At 73.6% G+C, this 26,753-nt stretch carries 25 protein-coding genes and 1 pseudogene; 10 read left to right on the top strand and 16 right to left on the bottom strand.

What is annotated here, in order from left to right:
* Nucleotides 1-123 (top strand): annotated as a pseudogene (locus ABT345_RS33275) (transglycosylase SLT domain-containing protein); the annotation flags it as partial.
* A gap of 296 nt (nt 124-419) precedes the next feature.
* Here ABT345_RS33275 and ABT345_RS21470 read toward each other — a convergent pair.
* Entirely contained in the window at nt 420-1,070 is a 651-nt protein-coding gene (locus tag ABT345_RS21470; protein ID WP_345089717.1) for a TetR/AcrR family transcriptional regulator, read from the bottom strand.
* 61 nt (nt 1,071-1,131) lie between these two features.
* Here ABT345_RS21470 and ABT345_RS21465 point away from each other — a divergent pair, with 61 nt between their 5' ends.
* The gene (locus ABT345_RS21465; RefSeq protein ID WP_345089720.1) at nt 1,132-2,106 is read left to right on the top strand and encodes a hypothetical protein; all 975 of its coding nucleotides are present in this window, start codon (nt 1,132-1,134) and stop codon (nt 2,104-2,106) included.
* A 258-nt stretch (nt 2,107-2,364) separates the two neighbouring features.
* Here the strand turns inward: ABT345_RS21465 and ABT345_RS21460 are convergent, their stop codons facing one another.
* A complete protein-coding gene (locus ABT345_RS21460) occupies nt 2,365-3,588 on the bottom strand; it encodes a glycosyltransferase (protein ID WP_345089723.1) in 1,224 nt (407 codons plus the stop codon).
* Nucleotides 3,589-4,048: 460 nt separating this feature from the next.
* Here ABT345_RS21460 and ABT345_RS21455 point away from each other — a divergent pair, with 460 nt between their 5' ends.
* Entirely contained in the window at nt 4,049-4,747 is a 699-nt protein-coding gene (locus tag ABT345_RS21455) for a glycosyltransferase family protein (RefSeq protein WP_345089726.1), read from the top strand.
* 73 nt (nt 4,748-4,820) lie between these two features.
* On the opposite strand, the gene ABT345_RS21450 is transcribed toward ABT345_RS21455, so the two are convergent.
* On the bottom strand, nt 4,821-6,026 hold the full coding sequence (locus ABT345_RS21450) for an MFS transporter (protein ID WP_345089728.1): 1,206 nt from the start codon (nt 6,024-6,026) through the stop codon (nt 4,821-4,823).
* Between the two features lie 161 nt (nt 6,027-6,187).
* Between ABT345_RS21450 and ABT345_RS21445 the strand changes: the two genes are divergently transcribed.
* Nucleotides 6,188-7,009, top strand: a complete 822-nt coding sequence (locus ABT345_RS21445; protein WP_345089731.1) for a helix-turn-helix domain-containing protein — start codon at nt 6,188-6,190, stop codon at nt 7,007-7,009.
* Nucleotides 7,010-7,128: 119 nt separating this feature from the next.
* Here the strand turns inward: ABT345_RS21445 and ABT345_RS21440 are convergent, their stop codons facing one another.
* The 10 genes from ABT345_RS21440 to ABT345_RS21395 all read right to left on the bottom strand — a co-directional run bounded on the left by ABT345_RS21440 (nt 7,129) and on the right by ABT345_RS21395 (nt 15,876).
* A complete protein-coding gene (locus tag ABT345_RS21440; RefSeq protein WP_345089734.1) occupies nt 7,129-8,238 on the bottom strand; it encodes a zinc-binding dehydrogenase in 1,110 nt (369 codons plus the stop codon).
* Nucleotides 8,235-9,047 (bottom strand): phytanoyl-CoA dioxygenase family protein, encoded by an 813-nt coding sequence (locus ABT345_RS21435; RefSeq protein WP_345089737.1) that lies wholly within the window; start codon nt 9,045-9,047, stop codon nt 8,235-8,237. Before ABT345_RS21435 ends, ABT345_RS21440 begins: the two co-directional genes overlap by 4 nt.
* A 72-nt stretch (nt 9,048-9,119) precedes the next feature.
* Nucleotides 9,120-9,854 (bottom strand): SDR family NAD(P)-dependent oxidoreductase, encoded by a 735-nt coding sequence (locus ABT345_RS21430; RefSeq protein WP_345089740.1) that lies wholly within the window; start codon nt 9,852-9,854, stop codon nt 9,120-9,122.
* A 31-nt stretch (nt 9,855-9,885) separates the two neighbouring features.
* Nucleotides 9,886-10,302, bottom strand: a complete 417-nt coding sequence (panD, locus tag ABT345_RS21425) for an aspartate 1-decarboxylase (RefSeq protein ID WP_345089787.1) — start codon at nt 10,300-10,302, stop codon at nt 9,886-9,888.
* A 78-nt stretch (nt 10,303-10,380) separates the two neighbouring features.
* Entirely contained in the window at nt 10,381-10,887 is a 507-nt protein-coding gene (locus ABT345_RS21420; protein ID WP_345089744.1) for a flavin reductase family protein, read from the bottom strand.
* Nucleotides 10,888-10,892: 5 nt separating this feature from the next.
* The gene (locus ABT345_RS21415; protein WP_345089747.1) at nt 10,893-12,080 is read right to left on the bottom strand and encodes an acyl-CoA dehydrogenase family protein; all 1,188 of its coding nucleotides are present in this window, start codon (nt 12,078-12,080) and stop codon (nt 10,893-10,895) included.
* 46 nt (nt 12,081-12,126) lie between these two features.
* Nucleotides 12,127-13,287 carry an acyl-CoA dehydrogenase family protein gene (locus ABT345_RS21410; protein ID WP_345089750.1) on the bottom strand — a complete coding sequence of 387 codons (1,161 nt, stop codon included), beginning with the start codon at nt 13,285-13,287 and terminating at the stop codon, nt 12,127-12,129.
* On the bottom strand, nt 13,284-13,547 hold the full coding sequence (locus ABT345_RS21405) for an acyl carrier protein (protein WP_345089753.1): 264 nt from the start codon (nt 13,545-13,547) through the stop codon (nt 13,284-13,286). Before ABT345_RS21405 ends, ABT345_RS21410 begins: the two co-directional genes overlap by 4 nt.
* Entirely contained in the window at nt 13,544-15,106 is a 1,563-nt protein-coding gene (locus ABT345_RS21400) for an amino acid adenylation domain-containing protein (protein WP_345089756.1), read from the bottom strand. Before ABT345_RS21400 ends, ABT345_RS21405 begins: the two co-directional genes overlap by 4 nt.
* Entirely contained in the window at nt 15,103-15,876 is a 774-nt protein-coding gene (locus ABT345_RS21395; protein ID WP_345089759.1) for an alpha/beta fold hydrolase, read from the bottom strand. The genes ABT345_RS21400 and ABT345_RS21395 overlap by 4 nt, the downstream gene beginning before the upstream one ends.
* A gap of 543 nt (nt 15,877-16,419) precedes the next feature.
* On the opposite strand from ABT345_RS21395, the gene ABT345_RS21390 reads away from it, so the two are divergent.
* Nucleotides 16,420-17,307, top strand: a complete 888-nt coding sequence (locus ABT345_RS21390; protein WP_345089762.1) for a LysR family transcriptional regulator — start codon at nt 16,420-16,422, stop codon at nt 17,305-17,307.
* 77 nt (nt 17,308-17,384) lie between these two features.
* On the opposite strand, the gene ABT345_RS21385 is transcribed toward ABT345_RS21390, so the two are convergent.
* Nucleotides 17,385-18,464: an AfsR/SARP family transcriptional regulator gene (locus ABT345_RS21385; protein ID WP_345089765.1), complete on the bottom strand. Its 1,080-nt coding sequence runs from the start codon at nt 18,462-18,464 to the stop codon at nt 17,385-17,387.
* Between the two features lie 197 nt (nt 18,465-18,661).
* Here ABT345_RS21385 and ABT345_RS21380 point away from each other — a divergent pair, with 197 nt between their 5' ends.
* Nucleotides 18,662-21,160 carry a helix-turn-helix domain-containing protein gene (locus ABT345_RS21380; protein WP_345089767.1) on the top strand — a complete coding sequence of 833 codons (2,499 nt, stop codon included), beginning with the start codon at nt 18,662-18,664 and terminating at the stop codon, nt 21,158-21,160.
* A gap of 161 nt (nt 21,161-21,321) precedes the next feature.
* Nucleotides 21,322-22,668, top strand: coding sequence for a PP2C family protein-serine/threonine phosphatase (locus ABT345_RS21375; protein WP_345089770.1), 1,347 nt, complete (start codon nt 21,322-21,324; stop codon nt 22,666-22,668).
* Here the strand turns inward: ABT345_RS21375 and ABT345_RS21370 are convergent.
* Nucleotides 22,643-23,275: a response regulator transcription factor gene (locus ABT345_RS21370; RefSeq protein ID WP_345089773.1), complete on the bottom strand. Its 633-nt coding sequence runs from the start codon at nt 23,273-23,275 to the stop codon at nt 22,643-22,645. The genes ABT345_RS21375 and ABT345_RS21370 overlap by 26 nt on opposite strands.
* A gap of 398 nt (nt 23,276-23,673) precedes the next feature.
* Here ABT345_RS21370 and ABT345_RS21365 point away from each other — a divergent pair, with 398 nt between their 5' ends.
* Nucleotides 23,674-24,711: a hypothetical protein gene (locus ABT345_RS21365; RefSeq protein ID WP_345089776.1), complete on the top strand. Its 1,038-nt coding sequence runs from the start codon at nt 23,674-23,676 to the stop codon at nt 24,709-24,711.
* 77 nt (nt 24,712-24,788) lie between these two features.
* Here the strand turns inward: ABT345_RS21365 and ABT345_RS21360 are convergent, their stop codons facing one another.
* Nucleotides 24,789-25,427: a hypothetical protein gene (locus ABT345_RS21360; RefSeq protein ID WP_345089779.1), complete on the bottom strand. Its 639-nt coding sequence runs from the start codon at nt 25,425-25,427 to the stop codon at nt 24,789-24,791.
* Between the two features lie 219 nt (nt 25,428-25,646).
* On the opposite strand from ABT345_RS21360, the gene ABT345_RS21355 reads away from it, so the two are divergent.
* Together ABT345_RS21355 and ABT345_RS21350 are read left to right on the top strand one after the other, a co-directional pair.
* Nucleotides 25,647-25,958: a WXG100 family type VII secretion target gene (locus ABT345_RS21355; RefSeq protein ID WP_345089781.1), complete on the top strand. Its 312-nt coding sequence runs from the start codon at nt 25,647-25,649 to the stop codon at nt 25,956-25,958.
* 164 nt (nt 25,959-26,122) lie between these two features.
* Nucleotides 26,123-26,620, top strand: a complete 498-nt coding sequence (locus ABT345_RS21350; RefSeq protein ID WP_345089784.1) for a hypothetical protein — start codon at nt 26,123-26,125, stop codon at nt 26,618-26,620.
* Nucleotides 26,621-26,753 lie beyond the last annotated feature (133 nt).

Below are 26,753 nucleotides of genomic sequence, written 5' to 3'. Positions count from 1 at the left end.
GACGCCTACCACGTCGACGGCACCGAGAACTCCCTCACCGACCCGGTGGCGAACATCGTCGCGGCCTCCAACTACGCCGCCGACCGCTACGGCTCGATGGACAACGTCAACTCCGCCTACTGATCCACCCCCTCGTCCCCACAAAACACACACAGCCCTCCTGGGCCCCGGGGACAGCCACTCCCACCGGAGCGGCGGGGCCCAGGACACCGGCGAGGCCGGGCAGGACACACCCCTGCCCGGCCTCACCGCATGCCACCCCTCAACAACTCCCCCTCCACCCACGCACCAGCTCAAGCGCGACACGACGCCCCCACCGGCCCGCAGCCACCCCGCACGGCGCCCGCACCCACCGGCTGCGCGGAATGCAGACGCCCTCGGCCGGGCTGCGGGGTTACCGGGGGGGAGAGCCGTAGCTTCTACGCTCTCCGGTCGGCGTCGGCGTGGAATCCGGAGCAGAGCAGGTTCAATGCCTGGGCTGCCGCTGCGGCGACGCCGTCGCGGGCGTCGGTGGGGGGTTCGCCGGACAGGATTCGCCGCCGCAGTTCGCGCAAGGCGGCCCGGTGCGTGCCGGCGATGGCGCCCGCGAGGAGCGTGGGTGTCGGGTGGCCGCCCTGGTTCGGTCCGGTGGCGGCGTTCGGCGGGTGTTCGGCCAGGGCGGTCGCCAGCGCGGCCTCGATGTGTTCGCCGATCTCTCGTTCGCGTGCGCGCAGTGCGGCGCTGTCGTGGATGACCTGCCAGAACCGGGGCGCGTCGGGGTGGAGCCCGAGTGCGGGGTCGTCCTGCCGCAGGGCGTCCAGCAGGTCGTCGCGGATGGTCTCCACCGGGCAGGCGCCGGGTGCGCGGTCGCGGACCAGTGTGGCGAGATGGCCCTCCACTTCCGTCTGGCGGTCGAAGAAGAGGTCTTCCTTGGTGCGGAAGTAGTTGAACACGGTGTTGGTGGAGACGCCTGCGTGTCGTGCCACCTCGGCGACCGTGACCTGGTCGAAGCCGTGCTCCAGGAAGAGGGGCAGGGCTGCGTCGGCGATCGCCGTCCGGGTCCGCTGCTTCTTGGTCTCTCGAAGGCCCATGCCCAGATGATAGTGTCACCACAAATTTGCAGTGACACCAAATTTCTGGGGTGGGGCAGGCATGACCTTGGACTTCGGCATCTATCCCGGCGGGACCCTGGGCGACGACCAGGGCATCGTCCACCCGGTCCGCCCGGATGCGCAGGACCGCATCACCGAGGCGCTGGACACGCTCCAAGGCGACAGGGCCGGCCTGTCGGTGCGCGCCTACCGCTCGTTCGCCGCGACCGTGACGCCGGTGGAACCGCCCACGCCCGCCGACCCGGAGGCGTATCTCCAACGCGGCCGCAAGCTGGACCTCGTGCTGCAGTTCCGTGAGCCGTCCGGCGAGTTGGCGGGGTGGCGGGAGTTCGTCCGCGAGGCCGTCCGCACCGGTGGGCCGCACCTGGCATCCGTCCAGATCTGCGAAGAGCCCAACGCCGACCTGCCCTCGGTCGACGGCAGCACGCCCCACGTCATGGACGCGCTCGTCGAGGGGGTTGTCGCGGCCAAGGAGGAGGCCTGGGCACTGGATCGCAGCGTGGCGGTCGGCTTCAACGCCGTGCCGACCTTCGATCCGGCCGACACCTTCTGGTCCGAGCTCGGTGCCCTGGCCGACGACCGCTTCCGGCAGAGCCTGGACTACGTCGGCCTGGACTTCTTCCCGGACGTGTTCCGTCCCATCGCCGCCGATCAGTTGACGGAAGCGGTCGCTACGGTCCTCACCGCGTTCCGGCGCACCGACCTGCGAAGGGCCGGCATCCCCGACAGCGTCGCGATCCGCGTCTGCGAGAACGGCTGGCCCACCGGCCCGGGCCGCGGCGAGCAGCGGCAAGCCGCGGTCCTCGAAACCGTCGTGCGGACCGTGGCCGCCCTCTCCACCGACCTGAACATCGACGGATACTCGTTCTTTGCCCTGCGAGACGCCGACAGCGCCGCCGAGGGCCTCTTCCACCACTTCGGCCTGCTGCACGACGACTACACCCCCAAGCCGGCCTTCGACACCTACCGGCGCCTCATCAACGAACTGGGCAGTCCGCCGGTCGCCACGCACTGACCATCGGCGGTCGCCACGGCGGCGGTCGGCCGGTTCCCGGCAACGTGCGCATGCCGGTCTTCACCGGCCACTCGCTCCGGATCAACGCCCGCCCCGCCCGCTCTCCCCCGAGAGCGCCGCCGAACTACCGGCCCGGGCGGCGGCACGACGGCCACCACCACCGCCACCCGGCTGCTTCTCGCCGAGGACGCCGGCCCGCCGAAGGCCGTGGTGATCACCACCTTTGAGAACGACGACTACGTCACGGCCGTGCCTTCGTCAGCCGGCGACGGCGTCCCCGCGCGCGGTGCCGAGCAGCAGGTCCGCCGCCACCGCCGCGCCATCGGTACGGATTCCGGCGCCCAGCGACTCGGCCCGTGTCCGGGTGTCCGGGGCCAGGGCGGTGCGGAAGGCGGCGGTCAGGGTCTCGGTGTCCGGGATCGGGCCGTCCAGCGCCGTGCCGATGCCCAGGTCCGCCACCCGGCCCGCCCAGTACGGGTTGTCCGAGACCGGGGCGGGTACCACCACCTGCGGCACGCCCGCCCGGGCGGCCGTCGCCGTCGTGCCCGCGCCGCCGTGGTGCACCACGGCGGCCACCTGCCGGAACAGGCGCTGGTGGTTGACCTCGCCGAGGGCGAAGCAGTCGTCGCGGTCGTCGATCAGGCCCAGGTCGGCCCAGCCGCGGGAGACGAGTGCGCGCCGCCCCTGCGCGCGGAGCGCCTCGATGGTGCTGCGGGCGAGGTCCTGCGGCGCGTTCGCGCTGCCGAAGCCCACGTAGACCGGTGGCGGGCCGGCCGTCAGGAACGCCATCAGGTCGGCCGGGAGCGGCCGTTCGTCCGGCAGGCTCCAGGTGCCCGTCTGGACCACGTCGAGGCCCGGGGTCCGCGGCCACGCTCCCAGGGCGGGGTCCGCCGCCAGCCAGGGCCGGTCGGTGAGGACGTGGTCGCGGACGTTGTCCACCGGCGGCAGACCGAGCGAGGCCCGGTGGCGGTTGAGCGCCTCGGCGAACTGCGTGTTGACGTGGTGGGCGTCCCGTTCCCACCGCGCCCGGTTGTCGTCCGTCTCCGGCTCCGGCCAGCCCGGCCGCGGCGGCGGCGCGTGGTGCGGCGACGGCAGGTGGACCGCCGCATAGCTCGCGTAGACGTAGCGGACGCCCGCAGCCTCGGCCACGGACCGCGCGGCGATCTGCGCCAGACCGGCCGCGACCAGCACGTCACATCCCTCGACCGCCGCGGGGAATTGCTCGAACTGCGCCTCCACCAGCGCGTCCCGGGTCCGGGAGAGGTCCGCCGCCGACGGCGGGGCCGTCCCGCGCGTCAGCGACCGCACCGACGGCCCGACCGGCACCGGGCGGATGCCGATGTCCGCGATCCGCGCCGCGAACTCCTCGTCCGGCGGGACGCACATCCGCACCTGCGCGCCGCGCTCCCGCAGTCGCACCGCGAGTGCCACCAGCGGTTCGACGTCGCCGCGTGACCCGTATGTCGACAACAGCACCCGCATCCGTGTCCTCTTTCGTCCCGTCGGGCCGGGCCCCGGCCCGGCTCGATCCGCGAACGGCCCGTCGCCGGGGGTACGTCGGCCGTGGCGGCTGTGCGGCCGGAGTTTACGCCGCGGGTGCGGAGCGCGGCGCCCGGCCCGGAGGCCGTCGGTCCGGTGACCGCGTACGCCGCGTTCCGCCGGGCGCTTGCCCGCGCAGCGGCGCGGGCGGGACGGACGCGGTGGATCCCGGCCGGCCCGGCGGTGGCGGGACCAACTACCGTTCACGGGAACGGTGGTGGACCCGCGCCGGCCCGGAGGCGGGTGCGCGCACCGGCCCGTTCCGCTCTCGCCTGGAGCCGCTCGTGGTGCTTACGGTGAGCGCCCGGCGTGCGTCGCGTCCGGCGGTGCGGCGCGGATCCGGCCGCCCGTGGCCGATGGCGCGCGGGGTGTCCGACCGTCAGCACAACCTGAGAGCCACGTGATGCCCAGATCGTTCGCGCCCGTCCCCGATGTGTCGGTCATCCTGCCCTGCGCGGGATTCGCGACGCGCTTCAGCGCCCCCTACTCGAAGGAACTGCACTCGCTCGCCCCCGGGGTCACCGTGCTCGACCGCAGCCTGGAGGCCGTCGTCGAACTCGCCAGGAACGGGCTCCAGGTGCGCCTGGTCGTGGTGTTCAGGACGCACAAGATGGACACGGTGAGCTACCTGGCGCGCTACGCCGACGTCTTCCAGATGGTCTTCGTCTACCAGGACAACGAATCGGGGCTCGACGGCGCGATCCGCACCGCCCTGCCGCTGACGCAGGGCCCGGTGGCCCTCGTCCTCCCCGACATCGTCCTGACCGGCCCGGACAGCGCCGGCAGCCTCCGCTCCGCACTGCGGCTCACAGGAACGACCGGCTGGTGCGTGGTCGCCGCGGAGGAGCACGATGCCCACGCGCTGCGGCAGGTGGGCGCGTTGGCCGTGGCCGGGGAGGACGGCGCCGCGACCGTCGGCGCAGCGGTGGAGAAGCCGTCGGATCCCTCGGGCTTCAACGCGTTCTGGGGCATGGTGGTGGCCGGTGAGGACGAGGCGCACCGGTTGCCCGACGTGGTGCGGCGCGAGGCGGACAGCCCCTTGGCGGGGGCCGCCGCCGTCATGGTGGACGGGATCGTCAACTACAACAGGGCCGTCGACTGACGGACCGGCGACCGGCGCGCCGCCCCGCCCCGGTCGGCCGTCCGGAGTCCACGGCCCCGGTGGCGCGTTCCGCTCAGCTCCGGTAGCGGGCGCGGCCCACCGCCGCGGCGACGGTGAGCGGGAGGGTCAAGAGCGCGGCGGTCAGGAACATCGCCCGGTAGGCGTGGTGTTCGGCCGGCTGGGCGGCGAGGGCGCTGGCCAGTGCGCTGCCGACGTACAGCGCCAGACCGAACATCGCGACTCCGGTGGCGCGGGCCGTCGGGGACAGGAGGGTGGCCCAGGACTGGATCGTGGAGTGCATGAACGACCAGCCGCCGCCGAGCAGCAGGGCGCATCCCACCAGCGCGGGCACCGACGTACTGGCCGCGGCGAGGCCGAAGGCCACCAGCATCTGCGCCCCGCCGGCCACGATCAGCCACACCGGCGTCCAGCGGCCCACCAGCCGCTTGACGATCTGGGCCGCGGCCATCGAGCCCACGCCGTAGAGCGCGGAGACCGCACCGGCCAGCGTCGCCGAGGCCCCCTGGGCCTCCAGGGCCGGCGCCACATAGGTCAAGAAGCCCAGCAGCACGGCGCCTTCGAGCATCGCGACGGCCATCACGTACCACTGCCAGCGGGAGCGCAGCACGACCCGGAACGGGGCGAGCAGTGCGCCGGACGCCTCGCGCGGCGGCTCCGGCAGCCGGCGCAGGGCGACCGTCAGGTAGGCGGCGATCAGGCCCGGCAGCGCGAAGACCAGGCGCCAGCTGACGTAGTGCGCCAGCGCCCCGGCGATGACGGTCGCGACGGCGGTGCCCAGTGCGAACGCGGTCATCAGCTCGCTGAGCGGGCGCTGGCGGACCGCGGCGGGCACGGTGTCGCCGACATAGGTGATGGACGCGGCGATGGACGCGGCGAAGAACGCTCCGGCCGCCACGCGGGCCACGATCAGCACCGCCGGATCGGGTGCCAGTACCGAGGCGAGTGCGGCGACGGCGGCCCCGGCCAGCGAGAGCCGCATCACCCGCACCCGCCCCAGCCGGTCGCTCGCCAGGCCCCAGACCGGCTGCATCAGGCCGTACGCGAGGAAGTAGCCGCTGGCCGCGAGCATCACCGTGGGCAGCGGGGCGCCGAGTTGGGCGCCGATGAGCATCACCATGGGGGTGATGCAGAAGCGGTCGAAGTTGCTCACGAAGCCGGCGGTCCGCAGCAGGCGCAGCACGGCGGCAGGCATCGGCGGGGCGGTCGCGCCGAGGGGCGTCGTGGCGGCGGTGGCCGGGGGTGAGTCGGTGGTGTCCATGGGGCTCCTTGGGTCCGTGCTGCCGGTGCTGTCGGCCCGGCGTCCCCAGCCCATCACCATGAACTCACCGCGGGGTCCCGCAGCCTATTACCCTTGCTCACACCCTGCGGGCACGGTGTTCCGCCCCGGGGCGGGCCGACGGCGGGGGAAGGAGCCGGCGCGTGCACGGCAACCAGTCCGGCGGACCGCGCCGCGAGCTGGGCGCGTTCCTGCGCTCCCGCCGTGAGCGGCTGGCGCCCGCCGATGTGGGGCTGCCCGGCTCGCCCCGGCGCCGTACCCCCGGGCTGCGGCGCGAGGAGGTCGCGGAGCTGGCCGGGGTCAGCAGCTCCTGGTACGCCTGGCTGGAACAGGGCCGGGTGCGGACCTCGGAGCAGGTGCTGCGGTCGGTGGCGCGGGCGCTGCGGCTGAACGCCGACGAGACCGCGCACGTGCTGTCGTTTCTGGCGCCTCCCGCGCGGCCCGGGCGTCCGCCCGGCTGGGTGTCGCGCAATCTGCTGTCGCTGGTGGATTCGCTGACGCCGAATCCGGCGGCGGTGCTCGACCCGCACTGGGACCTGCTGGCCTGGAACGCGGGGTACACCGCGCTCCTCACCGATCTGGCGCGGCTCGCGCCCAAGCAGCGCAATCTGCTGTGGCTGGTCTTCCGCTGGCAGCCCGCCCGTACGCTGCTGGCCAGTTGGGAGCCGGAGGCGCGGAGTCTGCTGGGCCAGTTCCGGGCGCAGGCGGCGCGGCATCCGGAGGACGGCAGGTACGCCGAGGTCGCCGAGGACCTGCTGGCCGATCCGGACGCCGCCCGCTGGTACGGCCGCCGGGAGACCTCGGCGTTCCACCCGGCCGTACGGCATTTCCGGCATCCGGTCGCCGGTGAGCTGCGGCTGCGCTACGTCAAGCTCGCCGCCGTGGACGAGCCGGGCCACCATCTGCTGGCCTATCTGCCCGACGACCCGGCGACGGAGAAGGCGCTGCGGGCGCTCACCGCGTGAACCGGCGGGCCGGGCGGGCGGACAGGCGCGACGGCCCGGCCGTGGCACGCCGCCACGGCCGGGCCGTTCTGTCCCGCACGCGCGGTGTCAGGGCCCGCGCGGTGCCCGGACGTCCGGCGTCAGGACGTCAGCACCGCCTTCATCACCGATCCGTCGGCGACCGCGGCGAGGGCGGCGGCATGCTCCTCCAGCGGGAACGCCGTCACCAGCTCCGCCAGGCCGAACCGGGCGGTGAGGGCCGGCAGGAGGCGGACGTACTCGACGAGATGGGCGCCGGTGAACGCCCAGGAGCCGACGACGTCGAGCTGCCGGTGGACGATCTGGTGCGGGTTGATCAGCGTGTCCCCGGCGTCCGTGTACTGGCCGATGATCAGGTAGCTGCCGCCCCGGCGGGCCAGGGTGAGGCCCTGGCCGACGGCGGCGGGCACCCCGGCGCACTCGATGACCAGATCGGCGCCGTCCCCGCCGGTGGCCTCCCGCACCTGCCGCAGGACCGCCTCGGGGTCGTCGGCGCCGGCGATGTCCAGATGGACGTCGCCGATGCCGGCCGCGCGGGCCCGCTCCAGCCGGGCGGCCGGGCCGCCCACGACGACGACCCGGGCGGCGCCGGCCAGCTGCGCGAACGCCGCCGCCGCCAGCCCGACCGGGCCGCTGCCCTGCACCACGACGGTCTCGCCGAGCCGCACCGGCCGACGCTCGTAGAGCGCGTGGGCCACGGTGGGGCCGGCGCAGGCCAGCGACATGGCGGCGAGCGGGTCGGTGCCGTCGGGCACCTTGATCACGGTGGTGCCGGGCTGGAGCACGATGTGGTCGGCCCAGGCGCCGGACAGCTCCGGACCGTCGCCGAGGGCGCGGTTGACGCCGTAGGTGCGGCGCCGTTCGCACAGGGTCGGCTCGCGGTGCAGCCGACAGGGCGGGCAGACGCCGCAGGCGATGGAGGAGGCCCACATCACGGTGTCACCGACCGCGAGCGGCGCCCCGGCGGCGTCCTGGTGGGTGCCTTCGCCCAGCTCCCGCACCACGCCGAGCCCCTCGTGTCCGAGGGTCAGCGGCACGGGGATGTCCAAGTGGCCCTGTTGCAGGTGGAGATCGGTGCCGCAGACGCCGCCGTATCCGCAGGCGACGATCAGTCCGCCGGCGGGGGCCTGCGGCAGCGGGAACTCCCGCAGCCGCAGCGGCTCGCCGAACTCCTCCAGGACGACGGCGCGTCCGGTGCGTGGTGTCGTCATGCCGCCACCGTGCCCAGCGTGTGGGAGAACGGCGCCGCCAGCGGACGCAGCGGGTCGGTGTCGCGGCACACGACGTACTCCGGCCGGGGCTCGCCCGCGGGCCGCGGCACATTCGCGCAGTCGTTGTAGGTGGCGATCAGCAGCCGGCGGGTGAACGGCGACATGTTGGGCGCCGAGCCGTGCATGATCTCCGGGGAGAACAGCACGACGGAGCCGGCCGGGCCCTTGGGGCTCGTCATGCCGTAGCGGTCGACGTGCTCGGTGAGCTGCTGCGGCGTCAGCGAGATGTCGTCGGGGTCGAGGTGCTGCTCGGACCTGGCGGCGGCCGAGCGGTCCTCGTGGACGAGTCCCTGGCGGTGCGAGCCGGGCAGGAAGATGACCGGTCCGTTGAACTCGGTGACGTCGTCGAGGAAGACCCCGATGTTGACCTGGCGCGGGGCGGGCAGGCCGTCGGCGAGGCGCCAGGCGAGATAGTCCTGGTGCCAGGCCCATCTGTCGCCGCCGAACGCCGGCTTGGCGTTGATCTTGAACTGGTAGACGTAGACGTCGTCGGTGAGCAGCTGCCGGACGGGCTCCAGGATGCGCGGGTCGCGGATCAGGCCCGCGTATTCCGGCTGCCGCTGGTGGGAGGCGTAGACGGCGCGGACCTCCGTGCCGCCGTCCTCGGCCACCACCTGCGGGCCGGGCACCTTCGCATCGCGGGCGAAGGCGGTACGCAACATCTCCACCTCCTGGGTGTCGAGGAGGGAGTCGAGCATCAAGAACCCGTGCGTGTGGTACCGCTCGGCCTGTTGCTGGGTCAGTCGCATGAGCTTCATCTCCTGAAAGGGCGCGGGAATCTGTCGGGACGGACCGGTGGGGATGCGTATACCGGGTCCGGGTCATCCCATGAAGTGGCCGCCGTCGACGATGAGTTGCTGTCCGGTGACATAGCCGCTGCGGGCGGTCACCAGGAATTCGAGGGCGTCGGCCATGTCCTCGGCCGTGCCGAGCCGGTGGCCCGGGATGGCGGCCAGGACGGCGGCCCGCCTCTCCGGGTCGTCGAGGCGGTAGCGCTCGGTGACCTCTTCGGTGTCGGTGAATCCGGGCAGCAGGGCGTTCACCCTGATGTGCGGGGCCAGCTCCAGGGCCAGGCACTTGGTGAGCTGGAGCAGGCCCGCCTTGCTCGCGCAGTAGTTGGCGCCGTTCGCCCGGGGCCGGATCGCCGTGGTGGAGGCGACGTTGACGATGCTGCCGCCGCCCGCCTTTGCCATCGCGGGTGCCAGGGCCTGGCTGAGGTGGAAGGGGCCGGAGAGGTTGGTGGCCAACACCGTGTCCCAGTCCTCGGCGGTCATCGACAGGAACGGCCGGTCACGGTTGACACCGGCGTTGTTGACCAGCACGGACGGCGCGCCGTACGCGCCGGTGATCCGGTCGCCGGCCGCCCGGATCTCCTCGGGCCGGGCGAGATCACAGCGCAGCGTCTCGATCCGGCCCCGGCCCGCCGCCGCGGTCTGCCGCGCCGCGGATTCGTCACCGCGGTAGAGGGCGATCACCCGGTGCCCGAGGGCGGCGAGCCGGAGGCTCAGCGCCCGTCCGATGCCGCGGGTGCCACCGCTGACCACTGAGATCGTCATGGCATCTCCCTGCCGTGGCCTCGGTGGGCGGTCAGTTGGCGACGAGGTCGCCGCGCTTGAGGCCCGAGCCCTCGGGTACCTCGGCCGGGTCGCCTCCCCGCCCCGCGACGGCGTTGTGCTCGTCGACGAAGACGACGTGGGGGACGAAGGAGGCGGCCTCGGCGTCCGTCACGGCGGCGTAGGCGATGAGGATGACGAGGTCGCCCGGGCTGATGAGCCGGGCGGCGGCGCCGTTGATGCCGATGACGCCGGAGCCGGCCGGGCCCTCGATGACGTAGGTGGACAGCCGGGCGCCGTTGTCGATGTCGACGATGTCGACCTTCTCGCCGGCCATCAGGTTCGCGGCCTTCATCAGATCGGAGTCGACGGTCACCGATCCGACGTAGTGCAGATCGGCCTGGGTGACGGTGGCGCGGTGGATCTTCGACTTCATCAGGGTGCGGAACATGGCGGTCCTCATCTGTCGGGGTGTGTGCGATGGTGCGGCACGGCCACGGGTGGGGCCGGCCGGTGGGGCACGGCCGGGTCAGACCGGCCAGGTGGCGTAGCGGCGCATGCCGTACAGCAGCGGCGCCGCCTCGGTGGCCGGGGTGTGCGTCTGGATGTGCACCACCTCGCCGATCACCACGGTGTGATCGCCGGCCGGGGTGAGCCGGGTGACGCGGCACTCCGCGGTGGCGTGCGCGTCCTGCGGCAGCGCCGGCAGGCCGGTGACCGGCGCGGGCTGCCAGGGGACCGTGCGGAACCGCTCGGCGGCCGGACCGGCGAACGCCGCGGCGGCGCGGCGCCCCGCGCCGTGCAGGAGGTTGACGGTGAAGCTCCCGCGGGCGGCGAGGACCGGGAGGGTGCTCCCGGTGTTGCCCGCGCACACCAGCAGCTGCGGCGGGTCGAGGGAGACCGAGCACAGGGCCGTGCAGGTGAAGCCGTACGGGTTTCCGTCGGCGTCGGCGGTGGTGATGACGGCGACGCCACCGGGGTGGGAGCCCATCAGGGCGCGGAACGCGTCGCGGGCCACCGTGAGTTCGTCCTGCACCGGGGTCACCATGTGAAGGCCCGGGCGTCGTAGAGGTTCACGCCGACGGCGGACTTGCCCAGGTATTCCAGGCAGTCCTGCGGCTTGGCGGGCATCACATGGGCGAACTGGACCTCGCGGATCAGCCGCTCCAGCGGGTGCCCGGGGCTGACGGCGGCCGAGCCGCACAGCCGCAGCGCGTCCTGGGCGAGCCGCGGGCCGGCCTCGCCGACGACGTACTTGGCGGCGTGCACCATGGCGTTGGCCTCCAGGCTGCCGCGCCGGGCGGTGACGAGGTCACCGGCCTCGTGCACCAGTGCGCGGGCGGCCCACAGCCGGGCGGCCATCTTGCCCAGCTCCTGCTGTACGACGGGGGAGTCGGCGCGCGCGGCGGAGGCGGTGACGTGGTCGACGGTGTGCTGGAAGAGGGCCTCGGCGATACCGAGGTAGGCGCCGGTGTAGCCGGCGATCATCCAGTGCGGTTCGCGGACGACCTTGAACAGGGACATGCCCTCGACCCCGAGGTAGAGGCGGGAGCGGGGCACCGGGACCTCGTCCAGCGTCATCGGGGCGGTGCTCGTGCCGTACATCGCCGACATGTGCTGCACGGCGCCGAAGCCGACGCCGGGGTCGTCGGCGGCGACGACGAAGTGCGAGACCTCGCCGGTGTCCTCGGCGCCGTCGGCGGCGGCCGCGACGACGAAGTAGTCGGCGACGCCGGCCAGCGACACGAAGGACTTCTTGCCGCTCAGGATGTAGTGCGTGCCGTCGTCGGAGAGGCGGTAACGGGTCCGCATGCCGCGGAGTTTGGCGCCGCGGCCGGCCTCGGAGGTGGCGGAGGCGAACAGTTTGCGCCCGTTCACGACCTCGTCCAGCATCCAGGCGCGGAACGTCTCGGCGGCCGGGGGCAGCCGCGTGCCGCCGGCGTCGGCCAGCGCCCCCATGACGACGTGGTGCATGTTGAAGCCGAGGGCGGCGGCGCCGTTGTGCCGGGCGAGTTCGGCCAGCACCCGCCAGTAGTCGCCGAAGCCGAGGCCCGCGCCGCCCGCTTCCTGCGGGACGAGCAGGGCGAGCAGACCGGACTCGCGCAGCACGCGATAGCTCTCGTGGCCGTTGTCGCGTCCGGCGTCGGTGCCGGTGGCGAGCGGGGCGAGGCGGGCGCCGGTCTCCGCGGCGAGTTTGAGGAGGTCATCGAGTGGGGTCGGCAGCGTCATCACTGCTCCTTCGGGTCGGTGGTCGGCCGGCCGGATTCCCGGCGGGTCAGTTCTCGACGGGCAGGCCGAGTTGGCGGGCGACGCCCACCCGCAGCAGGTCGTTGGGACCGGCGTAGGTGAGGGCGGCCATGGGGCCGGCCAGATCGGCGGCGAGGCCGAAGCCGGGGAGGAAGGCACGGACCCCGGCGAGCGCGGTGGCGTGCTCGGTCAGCCGTACGTAGTCCTCGGAGACGGAGATCTTGGTGAGCGCGGCCTCGGCGGCCAGCTGCCGGGCGGGCACACCGGCATCGAGCCGGGCGGCCATCGCGTAGAGCTGGACGCGGGAGCGGTGCAGCGCCATCGCCATGTCGCTGACCCGGCCCGCGACCTGGTGGCTCGCGCCCATGCGGCGGCCGAAGTGGTCGCGCTCCGCGGCCCAGTCGACGGTGCGGGTCACGAGGCGCTGGATCGGGCCGAGGGCGTAGCCGAGGATGACGGAACGCTCCCAGGCGGTGGTGGAGGCCATCACCGCCAGTCCGGACCCCTCCTCGCCGAGCAACGCGCCGGCCGGGAGCCGGGCCCCCTCGAAGAGGAGTTCTCCCATCGGCACGGTGGGCAGGGCGGTCTTGGTGAAGGTCTCGCCGCGGCGGACCCCCGGCAGGTCGAGCGGGAGGAGGAACGCGGAGAGCGCGAACGGTGAGCGTCCCTCGGCGGTGCGGGCGAAGACGATCGCCCGGTCGGCCACGGGAGCGGCGGTGATGAAGGTCTTGGCGCCGTCGAGCACGAAGCCGTCACCGTCGCGCCGGGCGCGGGTCTCCATGGAGAACGGGTCGCTGCCGCCGCCGCGTTCGGTCAGCGCGTGGCACAGCAGCACCCGCCCCTGCTGGACCTCCTCGACCGTCCGCCGGGCGGCGTCGCCGAGGGCGTCCCGCAGGGGGAACTGCATGCCGAAGAGCTGCGAGGCCAGCGCGTAGCACAGGCCCGGGTCCGCGCCGGCCAGGCCGATGCCCTCGATCACCGCCAGCGAGCGGGTGACCGGGCCGGGTGCGGTGGCGTCCGGCGGGGCGAGCCGGAGCACCCCGAGGTCGGCCATGGCCCGCCACCGGGTGCGGAAGTCCGCGTCCGCGAGCCGCGCCACCACCGGTGCCGCCAGGTCTCGGTACGTGTCGACGATCTCCTCGGTCCGCGGGGCGCCGGTGCGCAGGGCCGCGGCGGCCACCGCGCTCATTTGCGGCCCTCGCCGGAGAGGTCTTCGATCGCGGCCCAAAGGGCCTTGGGGCTGCGGAAATTGGCCGCGACGATCTCGGTGTCGGGCAGGCTGATCCCGGCTTCCTTGTCGAGCGCCGCGACGATCTCCATGATCGCCAGCGAGTCGACCAGGCCCATTTCGAGCAGCGGGGTGTCGGCGTTCAGCGAACCGGCGTCCTCGCCGCGCCCCCAGGTGATCCGGCTGCCGATGAGGGTGCAGAGTTCCTCGACGCTGTTCATACGGTGATCTCCTCCTGTGGTGCGGGGGCGTCGGCGTCGCGCAGCGCGCGGCGGTCGACCTTCCCGCTGGTGGTGGTGGGCAAAGTGGTGAGCGGGACCACGCGGTCGGGCAGCATCCGCCGGGGCAGCACCTCGCGCAGCGCGGCCAGGACCTCCCGTTCGGTGGCGCCGGTCTGCGCGTAGGCCCAGATCTGGCCGGCGTGCGGGCCGCTCTTGGCGACGACCGCGGCGGTGGCGACCTGCTCCACTTCGAGGACGGCGTTCTCCACGTCCATCAGGTCGATGCGGTGGCCGCGCCGCTTGACCTGGTTGTCGCGCCGGCCGCGCAGGAAGACCAGGCCGTCGGGGGTGATCCGGCCCATGTCGCCGCTGGCGTAGGCGCGGTGGACCGCCCCGTCGCGGAAGGTGACGTGGACGGTGGGGTCGCTCGGTTCGGCACCGCGCAGATAGCCCTGGAAGACGGTGGGGCCGGCGATGTGGATCTCCCCCGGGCCGTCGGTGGGCCGGCCCTCCTCGTCGAGCACGTCGATGAGGACGCCGCCGATGCCGCGGCCGATGGGCATTTCCTGGTCGGCGGTCCAGTCGGGCGGCACCCGATAGTAGGTGCAGGCGTTGGTCTCGGTGGGTCCGTACAGGTTGTAGAAGGGAATCCCGTCGAGCACCTTCAGGTACCGCTCCAGCAGTTCCGGGGCGAACGCCTCGCCGCCGAAGGCCGCGAGGCGCAGGGCCGGCGGCGGGGAGTCGGCGATGCCGCCCTGCTGGAGCATGCCGTGGTAGAGGGACGGCGCGGCCATGAAGGCGGTGATGCGCCGGTCGGCCAGCCATCCGACGACGTCCCGCGGGAAGGACCGCAGCAGGTCCGGCATCAAGACCGTGCAGGCCCCCGCGGCGGCGGCGCTGAACAGGTCGAAGGTGGTCAGGTCGAAGGTGAGGGCGGCCTGGGAGCCGATCCGGTCCTGCGGGGTGAGTCCGAACTCGCCGGCGGCCCACAGTGCGTAGTGGGCGACGTTCTCGTGCGAGAGCAGGACGCCCTTGGGCCAGCCGGTGCTGCCGGAGGTGAACAGGATGTAGCCGCCGGAGTCGGTGGGCGCGGGCAGCGGTGCGGGGCGCTCCTCGGGGGTGAGGACGCGCAGCCGGTGCAGGCCGTGATCGAGGGCGCTCTCGGCGACCGGGGCCCCGTCGCGGGCGCGGGTGACGGCGCGGCGGGCCCCGGCCAGGGCGCGGTCGCAGGTCAGCAGCAGGGACAGGCCCGCGTTGCGGATCATGCGGGCGGTGCGTTCCGGCGGGTCGGCGATGTCGAGCGGCGCGGTCACCGCACCGGCCCGCAGCGACGCGTACAGGGCGATGACGGTGGCCGGGGTCTTGGGCGCGTAGACACCGACCCGGTCGCCGGGTGCGACCCCGGCGGCGGTCAGTTCCGCCGCCAGTGCGTCGACGGCGCGGTCGAGTCCGGCGTACGTCCAGCTCTCGCCCTCCCCCTCCAGAGCGGTGCGCTCGGGGTGGAGCCGCGCGGAGCGGGCCAGCAGGGCGTCGAGGCGTACGGCGGGGCGCCCGGTCATCGGGCGGCCTCCGCGGTCGGCGCGTGCGCGGCGAGGAAGTCGCCGACGGTGTCGATGACGAGGTCGGGGCGGACCAGGTGGGGGTAGTGGTCGCAGCCCTCGGGGACCACGCGGCGGAAGGGGCCGCGCACCGCGCGCTCGGCGGCGTCGACCTGAGCGAGGGAGCCGTACTCGTCCGCGTCGCCCTGGATCACCAGCACCGGAGCGGTGACGTCGAGGTCGTCCTCGATGGACCAGCTGCGGAAGGCGGGCGAGAGCCAGACGCCGCTCCAGCGCTCGAAGACCCCCCGGGGGTCGTCGTGCACCATGGCCATCTTCCTGGCGAGCGGGCCGGCTTCGTAGGAGGCGCGGGCGTTCTCGATGCCGATGCGGTTCTCGTCCTCGAAGTACAGGTGCGGGCCCATCCCCACGACGGCCGCCACGGGGTGCGCCGAGGCGTGGAGGAGTCCGATGGAGGCGCCGTCGCTGTGGCCGACGAGGACGGGCCGCCGCAGGCCCAGCGCGCCGAGCAGCTCGGGCAGCACGTCCTGGGCGTGTTCGTGCATGTAGCGGGGGGTGCGGGGCAGCGGGTCGGGGCCGCTGCCGCCGCTTCCGTGGCGGGAGTAGACCAGGGCGCGGCGCCCGGTGGCAGCGGCCAGCCGGGCGGGGAAGCGCCCCCAGGCCGCGAGGCAGCCGAGTCCGCCGTGCAGGAAGACCAGGGGTGCCAGATCCGGGTCACCGTCGATGACGACATATTCGAGGGGACCGTTGCGCACATCTATTACCGGCACAGCAAAAATCCTTCTCAGTGGTGTATGGCAGCGGAACGGAATTCAGCGGAACCGGGCCGTCACAGCCCTCTGCGGGCAGCGAAGACGTACCGGGAAAGGACGGCCGCCGGGTTCGGCAGGTCCGTAAGGAAGACGTACGGAGCAGAGCGAAAAGGTTTCGGGCAGCGGTCATCGGCGGCCCGACGGGCCGAAGTCGGCGTACCGCATGGATCCGAATTACCGGTGAACGCCCGGCGCCGCTGTCCGGCGGCGCGCGGAATTGACGTTACGAAGCCCGTCCAATGGGCATGAAGGGCCCCCGAAATGGCGCCTGACGGGGTATCCTCCGCCGGGCGCCCCGAAAGAACAGGCGCGCCTTTGCTTTCCCTTTAGCTAATTTTTGCGCCTTGCCAGTCGATGGCGCGCACAGACTGATGATCATGATGAAACCCCCGTTGGACACATGGTCACACGCAGCGCCAGATGTTGCCCTGCCGCGCAGGACGGAAACCCCGCCCGCGTGGCGACACCCAGAACACTAGACACCCGACCGCTGTGGGAGAAATGACATTGCTGACCCACCTATACACTCAGCGAATCAATGTCGACCTACGTCATCTCCGATGTTTTCTGGCGGTGGCCGAGGAAGGCGGCTTCACCGCCGCCGGCCGACGACTCCACCTCGCCCAGCCGACCCTCACCCGCACCATCAAGTCCCTGGAAGAGTCTCTCGGGGTCCAGCTCTTCGAACGCAGCACCCGAAGAACGGAACTCACCGAAAAAGGGGAGAAGCTTCGGGAAAACCTCGGACCCCTGCTCGGCCAACTCGACCGGACATTAAAGGACCTACGGGAAGGGGAGAAACTACGCGTCGGGTTCAGCTGGGGACTTCCCGAGGGACTGTCACGATTCGCCGCCCGGTTCGCGGAGGAGACCGGGACCGGAGTCGAATTCGTCCGCTGCGAGATCCCCCAGGACGGGCTCGGCGCCGGCCAGGTGCACGTGGCCCTGCTGCGCGGCACACCACCGCCCAGGAACCTGCGCAGCCGCTTCCTCTACGAGGAGCCCCGCATCGCGGGCGTCCCGGCCGGCTGGGAGCTGGCCGCACGCACCGAACTCGACTGGGCGGAACTCGCCGATCTCCCGCTGGTCGTCAACACCGCCAGCGGCACCACCTTCCCCGACATGTGGCCCGCCGGCCGCCGCCCGGCGGTGGGCGCCGAGTGCCGCAACTACGACGAATGGCTGGAGCAGGTGGCCGCGGGCCTGGGCGTGGGCACCGCGCCGCTCTCCACCGCCCGCCGCTACACGCACCCCTCCGTGCACCTCGTCCCCCTCACCGGCGCCCCCACCGTGAGCGCCCACCTCGTCTACCCCTCGCACGGCGCCCACCCGCAGGCCGCCCGCTTCGTCAACGAGGCCTGGCGGGCGTCCGACGAATTGCAGACGTAGCCACCGCGCCGGGGCCTGCGCCGGGGGCACGCGCCGGGGCCGGGGCCGGCCCCGGCGCCCGGCCTTGTCGTGGCCGGTCATGCGGCGCCCGCCCGGTCCTCGCCGCCGGCCGTGCCGTCGTCGCCGCGCAGGACCGACCACCGTGCGCGCTGCAGGAGTTGGCCCGGGGGCACGCCCAGGTCGTCGGCGAGGTGGCGGGCGGTGCGGTCGAAGACGGCCAGTGCCTCGGCCCGGCGGCCGCCGTGGCGCAGGGCGCGCATCAGGAGGGCGGCGACCGGTTCGTTGAGCGGTTCCTCCGAGGCCAGCACGGTGAGGGCGGCGACCGCGTCGGCGACCCGGCCGAGCCGCAGCAGCCATTCGGCGCGCCGCCGGGCCAGGGCCACCCGGCGTTCGGCGAGCCGCATGCGTTCCGTCTCGGCCAGCGGTCCCGGCAGCCCGGCCAGCGGTTCGCCGCGGAACAGCTCCAGCGACCGGGAGCAGCGCCGCACCGCCGTGCGCAGATCCCCGGCGCGGGCCGCCGCCGCGGCGGCAGCGGCCTCGTCCTCCATGCTCGCCACGTCCACCTCGGCCACGCCGCTCGCCAGTCCGTAGCCGTACCGGTCGCGGCGGATCACCGAGTCCGGGCGCGTGCCGAGCCGCAGGGGTTTGCGCAGCCGGTAGACGTAGACCGGCACGACGTCCGCGTCCGGCGACTCCAGCCCCCAGACGCCGTCCAGCAACTCGCGCCGGCTGACCGTCCGTCCGGGCCGCAGCGCCAGCGCCGCGAGGACGGCCTGCTGGCGGACCGGGCCGACGTCGACGGGTCTTCCGGCGAGCTTGACCCGCAACGGGCCGAGCAGCGAGATCCGCAGCCGCGGGCCGGGCACCTCGGCGGGTGGCAGGCCGGGGTCCGCGGCCGGCCGTGGTGCGTGCGGGCCGAGGCCGGGGACGACCCGTGCGCGGTCGGCGGCGTGGGCACGGGCGGCGGCGCGGTCGGGCAGCCCCAATTTCCGCAGGATGCCTTCCAGTTGTGCGGGCACCCGGTGGGCCGGCAGGCCGAGGGCGTCGGCGATCTCCGCGTCGTCCAGGCCGCCGCCGAGCGCGTGGAGCACCTCGCGTTCGCGGGCGGTGAGGGGGGTGAGGTGCGGGTGTTCCCGGGCGGTGGCCGTCGTCGGCATATGGTGTCCCCGTTCCGTGGTGCGCTCGTCCGGCCACCGGCGGGCCCGCCGGTGGCCGGTGATCACGGTGGCCCGGTGGAGGAACCGTGGACAGGACGCCGAGGCGGCCATATGTGTCCGGTGGCCGCGCTACAGTCCACGACCTGCGAAGGACGTCGTCTCGGGGAACGTCAACTCACGGGGAGGGGCCGTCGGTTGTGGCCGGTGCGTTCGGTGAGGTGTTGCGGCGGCTGCGGAGCCGTACGGGGCTGACCCAGGAGGAGCTGGCGGAGCGCTCCGGGGTGAGCGCCCGCACCATCCGCGGTCTGGAGACCGGCGGCCGCGTCAATCCACGGATGACCACGGTGCAGGAACTGGCCCGCGCGCTGCCGCTCCGGCCGGCCGAACGCGCGCAGTTGCTGCGGGCGGCGGTGGGCACCGGGGAGGACGGAGGCGCGGGACCGGACGGGCCGGAGGCCTACGCGGGCCCGCCCCCGACCACGGACCCGAACGCGCCGGACACGGCCCCCGATACGGCAGCGCCCGCGCGTCCCGGCACGCCCCCGGACCCGCCGGACCCGCCGGACCCGAACGCGCCCGAGGCCGACGCGGGCCCGCCGACCACGGACCCGAACTCGCCGGACACGGCCCCCGATACGGCAACGGCCACGACTCCGGACCCGTCCCCGGACCCGTCCCCGGCCCCCGCCGCGCCCCGCCCCTCCCCCGGCCCCTTGGCCGACGCCGCCGAGCAGTTGGCGGCAGCCGTGGCCGCCCGCTGGCGTCGGGAGGAGGAGCAGCGGCAGGTCCAGGATCCGTTTCCGCTGCCGGTCCGCTGGCGGGCCGCCGCCGAGGAGTTGGCCGACCACTGGGCCAACATCCGCCGGCTACCGCCCGGTGCCGCGGCCGGGCCGCTGGCGCTGGACGGGCGGTTGGACGGCGTCGCGGCGCTGTACCGGCGGCTGCCGTCCGGGCGGCTGGTCGTGCTGGGGCGGTCCGGTTCGGGCAAGACGGTGCTGGCGCTCCGGTTCGTCCTGGACCATCTCGCGTCGCGGACCGCCGGGGAGCCGGTGCCGGTGATCTTCAGCATCGGCGCCTGGAACCCGACCGCGCTCCCCCTGCGGGACTGGCTGGCCGACCGGCTGACCCGCGACCACCCCGGCTACGCAGCCCAGGGGCCCGGCGGGACGACGCTGGCGGCCGCGCTGGTGGAGTCCGGGCGGGTGCTGCCCGTGCTGGACGGCTTCGACGAGATGGCCGCCGGGCTGCGCCGCCCCGCGCTGGAGGCCCTCAACGCCACCACCCTGCCGCTGCTGCTCACCAGCCGCCCCGCCGAGTACGCCGCCGCCGTCGCCGAGACCGACGTCCTCACCTCCGCCGCGGCGGTCGAACTCACCGACCTCACCGTCGACGACCTGGCCGCCTATCTGCCCCGCACCACCCGCAAGCCCTGCCGCACCCGGCCCGCCGCGAACGCCTGGGAGCCCGTGCTGGGCGCCCTGCGCGCGCACCCCGCGTCGCCGCTCGCCGCCGCCTTGACCAATCCGCTGATGGTCGCGCTCGCCCGCGCCGTCTACAGCGACACCCCGGACCACGATCCGGCCGAGCTGCTGGACGGTGAGCGCTTCGGCAGCCGGGAGGCGCTGGAGGACCATCTTCTGGAGAGTTTTCTGCCGACCGTCTACCGCCATCCGCCGGCGCCGGGCGCCCGGCCCCGCCGCGCCGTCGCCCCGGACCGCGCCCGGCACTGGCTCGGCCACCTCGCCCACCACCTCCACCGGCTGCAGACCCCCGACCTGGCGTGGTGGCGGCTGGGCGGCGGGCTGCGCCGCGGTCCCCGTACGGCGGTGACCGCGCTGGTGACGGGGGTGGCCGTCGGTCTCGCCGACACCGCCCTGGCCGCCGCCTTCGGCGGCCCGTACCCGCTGGTGGACGGGGCGGTCGTGGGGCTGCTGGCCGGGCTGATGTTCGGGCTGGTGCACTGGCTCACCTTCGCGGTCCGGGACCTGCCGGTGGCGCCGTCCGCCGTGCGGCTGCGCCTCGGCGGCGGGCCGGTACGCGGCACGGCCGGCCCCCGGCTGGTCATCGGGACGCTGGGCGGCGCGGTCTTCGGCTCCGGCTACGGCGTGGCCGTCGGCCTGATGCACAGCCGTTTCCGCTGGCCGGCCGGGCTGCGGGCCGCCGTCGTCGACGCGCTCTTCTACGGGCTGGTGTTCAGCGTCGCCGCCGGGCTGAGCTTCTGTCTGCTGGGCCTGCTGGAGCGCCCCCTCGACCTGCGCTCCGCCGCCCATCCGCGGGGCCTGCTGCGCACCCACCGGGCAACGGTGCTGGCCCGGCTCGCCGTGTGGGCGCCCGTCTTCGGGGCGCTGGTCGGGGGCGGTGCCGCGGTAGCGGTCGGCCTGCTGCGCGAGGCGCTGGGGCCCCTGGTGTGGAGCCCCGCCGCCGGGCTGGTGCTCGGCACGCTCAGCGGGGTCGGCGGCGCCCTCGGGTACGCGCTCGCGCTGACCGCCTGGGGGCAGTGGCTGGTGCTCGGCCGGTTCTGGCTGCCGTTGACCGGGCGGCTGCCGTGGGCCGTCACCGCCTTCCTCGACGACGCCTACCGGCGCGGGGTGCTGCGGCAGGCGGGCGCGGTCTACCAGTTCCGCCACGCCCGCCTCCAGCACCATCTGGCGCGGGCCCACCGCGCGGGGTCCGGCCTCCGGGGGCCGCGGAACTGACCCTCGTGGGGCGGTCGGCGGGTGCGGTTACCCCGGACGGTGCACACACCGCGCCCCACACCAGGCGCGGTATGGCCGCGATGTGCTCTGATGACCTGGACTGTACTTCGAGGCGAGCGCGTCGTTCGCGCGTTCCGGTGGCGGCGGGCAAGGGGCGGGCGGTGACCGAGGAGCCGGAGGAGACAACGCCTGGCGAGCCGGCCGACGTGCCGTATCTGTCGCTGTTCAACCTGCCGCTCAGCTCGGACCTGGACCGCCTCGGCGAGCAGATGCACGATCTGGCGCGCGCCCAGCGCACTTTCCAGGGGCTGCTCGGCGCGGTCGTCAGCATCAGCAGCGAACTGGAGCTGCCGACCGTGCTGCGGCGGATCGTGCGCACCGCGATGGACCTCGTCGGCGCCCGCTACGGCGCCATGGGCGTGTTGGACGACAGCGGTGAGCAGCTCGCCGAGTTCGTCCCGCTCGGCCTGACCTCACAGGAGCTGACCGGTCTCGCCGGGGTGGAGCTGCCCCGGGGCCGTGGCCTGCTGGGGCATCTCATCCGCCATCCGCAGCCCCTGCGGGTGGACCGTATCGCCGCCCACCCGGATTCGGCGGGCTTCCCGCCCGGGCATCCCCCGATGCGCTCGCTGCTCGGCGTCGCGATCTCCGTGCGCGGCCGGATCTACGGCAACCTCTATCTCTCCGACCGGAAGGACGGGAAGCCGTTCGACCGGCACGACGAGGGCGTGATCCTGGCGCTCGCGGGAACGGCCGGTGTGGCGATCGAGAACGCCCGCCTGTACGACCAGGTCCGCAACAGCTCGGAGCGGTTCCAACGGCTGCTGCTGCCCGAGCTGTTGGACCTGCGGCCGTTCGAGTCGGGCGCCGTCTACCGGCCGGCGCGTACGCCCGGTCAGCTGGGCGGCGACTGGTACGACGCGGTGAAGCTGTCCGACACCTCGTGCATCGCGGTGATCGGCGATGTGGTCGGGCACGATCTGGAGGCCGCGGCGGCCATGTCGCAGACCCGCAACATGCTGCGGGCGCTGACGTTCGAGGGCCACACCCCGCCGAGCGCCGCCCTGACGCAGCTGGACCGCATCATGGACATGACGGGCGGCCAGCTGCTCACCACGGCGTGCGTGGCCCGTCTCGAACCCGCCGACCGGGGCTGGACGCTGCGGTGGAGCAGCGCCGGTCACCCGCCGCCCCTGGTGGTGGCGCCCGACGGCGCCGCGCACTACCTGGAGGCGGAGCCCGGGCTGCCGCTCCGGGTGGACACCGCCCAGCCCCGGCCCGACCACTCGACCTCCCTGCCGCCGGGCAGCACCGTCATCCTCTACACCGACGGGCTGATCGAACGCCACGACCGCTCCCTGGCGGACGGGATGCGCGCGCTCGCGGCGCTCGCCCGCCACCATGCGCGCGAGCCGGTCGACCAGCTCTGCCGCTCCCTCGCCGACCACCATCCCAGCGACGGTCACGACGACATGGCCGCGCTCATCCTGCGTACGCCCGGTCCGTGAGCCGCCCGCCGGACGCCCGCCCCGGCGCGACCAGCGGCACCACGGCGCTCGCGCCGAGCTTCGGCCGGGGCTCGCGCAGCAGGCCCAACTCGATGGCGGTGCGGGTGAGATCGGCCTTGTTGCCGACGTTGAGCTTGGCCCGGATGCGCTTGACGTACGTGCTGACGGTGGCCTCGGACAGGCCCATCCGGCGGCCTATCTGACCGTGCGTCAGCCCCTCGGCGAGCAGCCGCAGCGCCTCCAGCTCGCGGCGGGCGAGCGAGCGCGGCTCGATGCCGCCGGGCTGCTCCAACTCCGCCCGCAGCCGGGGCACGAGCGTGGCGGAGAGATGGAAGCCGCCGGTGACGACGGTGCCGACGGCGCGCAGCAACTCCTCGTCGTCCACCTGGTCGGTGACGCAGCCCAGCACCCCGGCGCGGACGGCGCCCAGCAGGCGGTAGGGCTGGACGAAGCCGGACACCAGGAGCACCGGGGCGCAGGCGACGAGGCGGTCGAGGATCCGCGCCGGGGACTCCGTGCCCGCGTGGTCGTAGGCGGGCGGGCTGTAGAGGATGGCGTCGGGGGCGCCGGCGCCCGGGGTGAGCGGGAGGTCCTGCGCGCGCTCCACCGAGGCGGCCACCTCGAGCCACGGAGCCCGGGAAAGCGCCCTTTCGAGACCGTACCGGACGAGATTCTGGCGCTCGGCAATGACAATGCGCGCACAGCTGGACATGCGTATTCCTGTCGTCAGATCAACGCGTCGTTCCCCGACCCTTCGAGCGGCACACTAGCGGAGAACCAAGGCGATGCGCTCCAACGTACCGTACCGATCGACCTCTTCGGATCGACGGCTCACGGAGCGGAACACCAAATGCTCCGCCGGGGCCCGCACAATAGCCCCGGGTGCCGCCGGAAGGCACATCGGCCGAGGTTTCCCGATTTCCCGGCGGAGGCCTTTTCCGATTGCCGGTGAGCGGTATTCTGTGCCGCCTGTCCCTTACGGCAAGACAATTGGAGAGTACGTACGTGGCTGATCAGGAAAAGTCCCCGCAGTCCGCCGACGGGGCACCGGGGCGCCTGCCGGAGGAGGACCGGCACGGTTTCGTCGCCGCGTTCGTGGGCGGCGTCCGCTCCGACGGTGAGCAGGGCAGGCCCGGCAAGCGGCTGGTGGCGATCGGCGTCGCGGTCGTCGCCGCACTGGGGCTGGGCGCCCTCGCCGTCGGCGTGCTGACCAGCCCGGACGACAAGAAGAACGAGGCGGGCAAGGTCGCCCCGGCGGGCGCCACCGCCAAGGCCGAGGCCGACCACCACGAGAAGGGCCGGGAGTCCCGCACCGGCGACGCCGGGAACGGCGGCGGCACGGGCGGTTCGGGCGGTACGGGCGGCCTGGGGATCACCCCGGACGGGCGGCAGGACATATCCGCGCCGGACCTCCCGGACCCCGCGGGCTCCTCGCACACCCCGCCGGGCCCGAGGGCCACCACCACCGGCGACGGCACCGTCAAGGCCCGGACCCGCGGCGCCGCCCCGGCGTTCACCGCGCTCGCCGGCTACGGCTGCCCGTCCCACGCGACCGCCGGGTTCTGGATGAAGGACCCCGACTTCAACCTGAAGCGGGAGGGCTGGGTCAAGTCCGGCACCGGCGGCTACACGGGCTCCGGCTGCACCGGCCGGTACGTCTCCGTGCCGATGTCGGGCTCGTCGACGAAGTACGACCCGGGCCAGTACGTGCTCTGGAAGTTCGACCACACCGCGAAGTTCAAGGGCCCCGCGACCTGCCGCCTCTCGGTCTACATCCCGGACAACCCGAAGATCCTCTACGTCGGCGGCCACCCCGCCACGTACGCGGTCTACGACGCCGACCGCAGCGGCGGCACGCCCGCCGCCGCCTTCCGCGTCGACCAGGTGAGCAGCCGCGGGAAGTGGGTCTCGCAGGGGCCGTTCAAGGTCCGCAGCGGCCATGTGACGCTGCGGATGTTCAACACCGGCGTCGACCACACGGCGGCCACGCAGTACGCGCACGACGTCGCCGGGCCGGTCCAGCTGAGCTGCGCACCGGCGTAACCGGACGGGCCGGGTCCCGGCCGTTCCGCGAGGAATCGGCCGGGGCCCGGCCCGTTGCCGCCGGTACGCCGGCGTGCTCAGCCGTCCACGACGGGCTTGCCGGTCGGTCCGGGGAAGGCGGAGGTGTGGTCGGCGTGGGCGTAGTAGGTGCCCGTGCGGTCCATCAGGACCATGTACCGCCCGACCAGTTCGATGGCGTTGGCGCACTCCATCAGCACGTTCTTCATGCCGGGGTACATGACGGGGCCGAACTTCTCGGCCGCCTTCCGCACGCCCGGGTCGTCCTTGACGATCGGGCCGGGGTCGGGCTCCTGCAAGGTCACCTCGTGCGGGTTCCGCCTGTCCACGGTCTGGCTCGGGCGCGGCTTCGGGATGGTGTCCTTGTAGGTCGCCTGCTCGCCGAAGACGGTGTGCGAGGCGTCGGCGGCGAGGACGAGGGACTTGAGGCTCTCGTACTGCGCGACCATGTCGGCGGAGGAGAGCCGCAGGAGTTCCATGCTGTCGGCGAGGTCGCCGACGTTGACGGTGAGGGCCGGATGGGTGGGCGCCTTGGCCGGCTTCTTCTCGCCCCCGCCGCCGTTGGTCTGCGGCATCTCGGTGGTGATGGCCGGGGTGGTCTGCCAGAGCATCGAGAGGGTGGGCGGCGGCGCGGCGGTGGGGGGCGGCTCGCTGTCGCCCGACGTGTCCGAGCCGCCGCCGGAGGAGTCGATGGGCACCCGGTGGGGACCGTACTTGGAGTCTTTCGGTTCCACTGCCACAGTTGCCCTTCCGCCGTGCTCACCCCGGGCGATATCCGGTCCTTCCCATCTCATCCAATGCGGGCGCCCGGCAGACAGGTCCCCGTTCAGTGACATGGCATCACCCCTGATCGGTGACGTGGCTCGTGTCGGAAGAGGGACCTGCATCGGGGTCATCCGCGCACCTAGAGTCACCGCGTGGCCTCTCGTACCTTCACCCTCGACGAGTTCCGGATCGAGCTGGACCGGCTCCACGACACCATCGGCACGGTGGGCGGCTGCACCGCCGCCATCGAGGCGGACGTCGCCGCCGTGAAAGAAGCCTTCCGGCAGGCCGAGGCCGTCTGGCAGTCCCCGTCCAGCGCGACCTTCTCCGACCTCCAGCGCGAGTTCAGCGACCACATGGAGACGCTGGTGGCGCTGTTGCACGAGATGAAGCGGCGGATGCGGGCGGCGTACGACGTGTACCACGAGGTCGAGGCCAGGAACACGAAGAACTTCCGCAAGTAGCGCCAGGGGTGCCGCCCCGGTCCCCGGTGGGCCGGGCGGCACCCCTGGTGCGTCAGGCGTCCGCCGTGCCCTGCGGCACGGCGGGCGTCGCCGTCCGGACATCCCTCAGGGAGCCTGCCTGACCGTTGGTGCGGCGGCGCTCCCGCACACGCCCAGGAGCAGCGGTGAGCCCCAGCAAGGACCCCCGGCCCGATCCCCCCGTCACCTACGGCCAGGTGGGCGGCGCGCACCTCTCGATCCGCGTCGACGGCGAGGCGCTGCGGACCTACGGGGAGCAGATCGGCGGGCCGGACGGCGGCGGCGGTCTCGTCGAGGACCTCGGCAACGAGGTGTCCAAGATCTTCAAGGCGCTCACCGACCTCCAGGTCGGCTGGGCGGGCAGGACCGAGGAGGAGGCCGGGGCCTTCTTCCGGCGCCTGGACGCCTGCCTGACGAGCCTCTTCGGCAAGGGCGGCGACAGCGAGAGCCAGGCGAACAGCGTGCTGGCGCGGGTCGCGTTCTCGCTGACGCTGGCGGGCAACAATTATCTGGCCGCGGAGGACGCGTCGTATCAGGAGTTCGGCGACTTCGCCTCGCAGCTCCTGTCGTGGGGCGGGAGCGGCGGCGGGAATCCGGAGGACGTCACCGACGCCACGAAGTCCGCGATCGGCGAAAAATTCTGACCGCCGAATTCGCACCGCCTCGCCATTTCCCCGCCGATGCTCCGCTTGCGTTTTTCTTGCGCTTTTCTTGCGTCTCGCTGACGTCCCGCTGATATTCCCAGCTCGCGCATTGCCGCGGCCCGGCTCTCCTCCT

Source organism: Streptomyces sp. NPDC000404 (assembly GCF_040300365.1).
In the GTDB taxonomy this organism is placed as follows: Bacteria; Actinomycetota; Actinomycetes; order Streptomycetales; family Streptomycetaceae; genus Streptomyces; species Streptomyces ramulosus.
Note: the sequence above shows the minus strand (reverse complement) of the source record. Positions and strands in the feature narration are given on the sequence as shown.